The organism is Candidatus Methylomirabilota bacterium (assembly GCA_027293415.1).
Lineage (GTDB): Bacteria > Methylomirabilota > Methylomirabilia > Methylomirabilales > CSP1-5 > CSP1-5.
On the sequence record JAPUFX010000111.1, the window covers coordinates 1 to 4,886 of the forward strand.

Here is a 4,886-nt window from a genome sequence, read left to right on the forward strand (position 1 = left end):
GGGGTTGTAGGGGAGAGGCTCCCCTACGCCTGGGGGGTGCTCAGCGAGGCGAACGCCGAGCGCCGAAGGGGGGCCTGCCCCCCTAGCGGAAGTGCCGCACCAGCGCGGAATGCTAGTGAAAAATAGTTGGTGCGGCACTAGGAACTCGGAAAGGGAATCGGCGAGCACATCGTCGATGTCGATCGCGATCCGCATCCTCTCGTGGTTCATAGCTGAGAGTTCAGGGTCCATGGATAAATTCGAATTTCGAATGTCGAATTTCGAAATCCCCCGGCCAGCGGCTGTCGGTCAACGGTTCACGCGGATTGTGTTCCCCACGCACCCGGGCAGATCTCCCGAAAGGCACAATAACCGCAAGCCATGTAGCTCGGCTTGGCGGTGTAGTCCCGAGCCCGTAACCCAGCCGCCACCTCCTTGATGATCTCTGCCGTCTTCTCGATCTCCTCCTCAGTCTCTTGGGTAGCACCGATCAGACCAGACTCCAGAAAATGAAGCTCTACGCGCGTCGGAATCTGACTGTACATCTGGCGATAGGCCAAGGCATAAATGGCCAGCTGCAGGCTCTCGCGCGCCCGGCGTGTTGCCTCCTTCGGCTGACGGACATCGGAGGATTTATAATCAATGATCACCACCTGCTCCCCGCTCACATCCACCCGGTCCCAGCGGCCGATGACTCGGTCCCGACCGACGGTAAAGCCGAACTCCCTTTCCACATACGTGGGGATCGTTCCGGCCTCTTCCTCTCGGTCATAGAATCGGCTGAGCGTCTGCCGGCCCGCCTCGAGACGCTGCTCCTCATGTTCCCGCGAGAGAAACCCACGGCTCACCCAAGATCCCTCAAAGACCGCCCACAGCTCCTCACGCGTCACCGGCTTCCCCCGCATCTTATGGCGGAAGTATGCCTGGACAGCATCGTGGAGGGCCTTTCCGTAGATCACGGTGTGGTGTTCCCGGATGGGCACCTGCAGGATCTGGATGTATTTGTACTTGAGCGGGCAGGTCCGGTAGTCGTCCACGCTGAAGTAGCTCAGGGTCAGGATTTCGTCCGGGGCCATGGGTTGAAGCTCCCCCGATCCCTGCCCGACGGAGGGGGCAAACCGCGCGATTACCTCGTCCGGTGAAGCCCGGAAGGCCGCCTGCTCCGGTTGCGGGAGGTCCAGCGCCTCCAAAACGAAGCGGCTCACCTTCTTGGGCCTCCCCGACCCGGAGTCCCGGGAGGAGGTGAGGCACAGCTCGTCCTTGGCCCGCGTCATACCCACAAAAAAGAGGCGGCGCTCCTCCTGAAGGCGGACGTCGCCCTCCGGAAGACAGTCCCTGACCAGAGGTGCCGGCAGGTCAATGGGATCGCGCCTTCCACGAGCGGGGAACTTGTCGGCGGTGAGCCCCACCAAGAAGACCACGGGAAACTCCAGCCCCTTGGCCTTATGAAGGGTGAGGACATGTACCGCATCCATGTCCACATCTGCTTCTGCCACCGTCGGGTCTTCACCAGCCTCGAGAAGTTTGTCCTGGTACTCAACAAACTGAGCCACGCGATCGAGCAAGGCAACATCGCTGAACCGCTTCACCCTTTCGAAGAAGCGGGCGATGTTCTGCACTTGGAACTGGCTGGCGATGTCGCTCCGGGCCATGAGCCGCTTCAGAAATCCACTCTCCATAAGGAAATGGTACAGGACCTCACCGGTCCTGAGCGCTTGAGCCCGCTGGATGTACGCCTCAAGATCCTCCAGGAGTTTTCGGATGGTCGCGATCCCCTCACCCGAGAGGTCATCCAGGCCGGCAGCATCGAGATGCTGAAAGATCCAAAAAAGGCTGCGCTTTGCGCGCCGGGCCGCGGCGCTACACCGCGCGAGATCCAGGGACGGAACGCGGTAAGGTTCACCGGACGCGAGGTGGTAGAGGAACTCGCTTGCCTCGGGATCGGCCACCACCCGGAGGAACGCCATGAGGAGGCGTATCTCCTCTCGGTTGTACAGGCCGTGCGCCCCCGAAAAGCGCCACGGCACCCCTTGCATATTCAGGGCCCGCAGGAAGGGATCGGCATCCCGGTTGGCCCGGACTAAGATGGCCATGTCCCGATACCGATATGCTCCTGAGGACACCTTTGCCTCGATAAGCCCGGCGACCCCGTCCGCTTCACTCCCCAACGTGTCGTAGTAACGGTGCTCCACCGCGCGAGCCCCCTCACGACGGGCGAGGAGCCGCTTGTCCAATCCCAGCCGCGCCTCCAGGCGGTCTGGGTCGTTGTGGCGAATCAGACGGTAGGCGGCGTCCAGGATGGGCTGGCCCGATCGGTAGTTCTGGGTCAGGACCACGACCTCCGTCCGAGGAAAGACCTCGGTGAAGCTCAGCAGATTGCTCACCGCCGCTCCCCGAAATTTGTAGATGGATTGGTCGTCATCCCCAACCACTGTGAGGTTCCCACTCCCCCCGGCCAACATCTGCAGGAGCTGCCACTGGGCGTAGTTGGTATCTTGAAATTCGTCAACGAGGATGTAGCGGAATCTATTCTGGTACTCGGCGAGGATCGCGGGATGCTCTCGAAAGAGCTTGAGGGTCGTGGTCACTTGATCCCCGAAGTCCGCCAACCCCTCCCGAGCCATGAGCTCTTGATACTTCTGGTAGGTGAGGGCGATTTCTCTTTGTCGCAGTGCTTCTTCATGCAGTTGGCTATCTTCCGGGTGGGTTCGTGCCCGATCGGCGAGGCGCTCGGCATACTGGAGGTACTCCGCCGGGCTGACGTCCTCGTCCTTTGCCCGACTGACGAGGGTCAGGATGCCTTCGACGTATTTGGTGGGATCACCCAGCGGGAGATAGTAGGAGAGGGGAAACTCGAAGAGGCGCTCGCGGAAAAAGACGACCTGCTCGGGACGGGTAAGGACCGTGAAATCAGGGTCGAGGCCTAACGCCAGGGCCTGTTCCCGAAGGATGCGATCACCAAAAGCGTGAAAGGTGCTGATGCAGACTTCGGCGTACCCGTAGGGGACAAGGAGATCTACTCGCTCTTCCATTTCACTGGAGGCCTTATTCGTGAAGGTAAGGGCGAGGATCTCGCTCGGCCTGGCCAGCTTGGTTGCGATCAGGAAGGCGATCCGGCGGGTGAGGACGGTGGTCTTGCCGGTCCCCGCACCCGCAACGATGAGCAGGGGCCCGTCCGGGGCAGTGACCGCCTTGACCTGGTCCGGATCGAGTCCCTCAAGGATCGTCTCGACCGCGGGCGACACCGCTGCCGTTGGGATCTGTTTGTTCCCTCCCATCCTGCCTCCGCCCGGAGGCTCGCACAGTGCGCAAGGGGTGTCAAGGGCCCCGTCTGCGCTACCGCATCCGGGACAGGTCGAAAACAAAGGGGAGCTGATTTCCGTGCGGGTCGGTCACCACCAGGATCACGGTCCCCTGGAGATCAACCTGTTCGGCGGGGAAGAGGCAATAGAGGTATACCCAGGCCATCTCGTCACCGGAGACATCCTGAGCTCTTTCCACATAAGTTGGTCCAATGATTTCGCCCGCCTGGTGCAGACTCACCTGATAGGTCTCGTCGTGCTCCAGAGGGGATACCAGGGTGACGGCAAAGACCAGGCGAGGGCCAACCTGCTTGAACTGTCGGCGGAGGTCCGTCTTGGTCAGGGCAAGACCGCGGTGGGTCGCCGTCCATCCGGTGTGGGCCACCCGAGCAAAGGGGGACTGGAGCCAGGCTGTACCGCCGAGGCGTTGACCCGGTCCTTGCATCCCCTCGGCCCGCCACTCTCGAGCGAAGAAGGCAAAGGGTAGTGCGCGGGCCTCTTGACCGTACCGGAGTGCTTCATCGATCTGCGTCGTGGATAGGGATAGAGAAACGGCCTGGGCCTGATGCGGAAGCAGAGCCAGGAGCACACCCAGGACTACCGGCCACCGAATGGAATGTCTAGTAGGGGAAATAATCATTCTTCTCCATTACATCTGGATCCGGTGCTTCTCGAGTACGACTCCTCGCACCCGATCCAGATTTGCTATTGACTTGTAATAGTTGGTCAGCGACCTCACCTCTGCAGACTGGGCCACCGCCAGGTCCCGCTGGAACCGGAGGACCTCAAAGGTGGTCGAGACCCCGGCTTCCAACCGTATCTGCTCGATCCGAAGCTGTTCTTCGGCCAGCTCCCTGGCGGCCCTGATCTCCGCCACCAGCTTGGCATCCGCCTTAACTCTCCTTACCGCCTCCCGGACCTGGGCGGTGATCTCAAATTCCAGGTCTCGGAGAGAGACCTGGGCCTGCTGCACCTCCAGTTGCGCCTTGATGAACTCGGCCCGGGCAGCCCGATTCCCCAGGGGGATGGTAATCACCAATCCGGCCGAGTAGCTGAAGTTGTTCCCGGAGCCAAGATCGTCGAGCGCATCCCCATAGGAAGGATCGAGGGCGCTGAGTCCGTTGATTCCCACACTCCCCTGAAAAGAGAGATCCGGCAAAAGCTGGTTCCGGGTAAATCGAAGGTCCAGCTCCCTATTGGTCACTTGTATCTTGGCGACTTCATACTCCGGCCGCATGCGGAGGGCGTCTGCCACCGCGCCGGGAAGGTCCGGGGTAATCGGGGAAAAGCGGGCCGGGTCCGCGGGATGGACAGCCCCCCCCCACTCCCCTTCCTTCGGAATATTCAGGACCACCTTCAGACGATCCTCCGCATCACGCATCCGCTTCTCCGCCTCCGTGACCCGCGCTTCTCTCGCCGCGATATCTGTCTCGGCCTGGGTGATCTCTACCGGAGCCGCCACCCCGGCCCGGACCCGGGCCCGGTTCACCTCGGCCAACTCCTGGGCCAGGCGAAGGGAGCGCTGCTCGACTTTGAGGTCTTCGATAGTGAAGACCAGATCCCAGTAGACATCTTGGATTTGGGTGACCACATCCATGATCGTTT

Annotated in this window: 4 protein-coding genes; all 4 read right to left on the reverse strand. The window is 61.4% G+C overall.

The genetic code is table 11. The features are described 5' to 3' along the window. Positions 1-195 (reverse strand): hypothetical protein (locus O6929_08145; protein ID MCZ6480356.1); only part of this gene is annotated, 195 nt, incomplete at its 3' end. A 101-nt stretch (positions 196-296) separates the two neighbouring features. Continuing rightward, positions 297-3,257 (reverse strand): ATP-dependent DNA helicase, encoded by a 2,961-nt coding sequence (locus O6929_08150; protein MCZ6480357.1) that lies wholly within the window; start codon positions 3,255-3,257, stop codon positions 297-299. 58 nt (positions 3,258-3,315) lie between these two features. Beyond that, positions 3,316-3,870, reverse strand: coding sequence for a hypothetical protein (locus tag O6929_08155; GenBank protein MCZ6480358.1), 555 nt, complete (start codon positions 3,868-3,870; stop codon positions 3,316-3,318). A gap of 60 nt (positions 3,871-3,930) precedes the next feature. Then, positions 3,931-4,886: TolC family protein (locus tag O6929_08160; protein MCZ6480359.1), on the reverse strand; the 956-nt coding region annotated here is incomplete at its 5' end.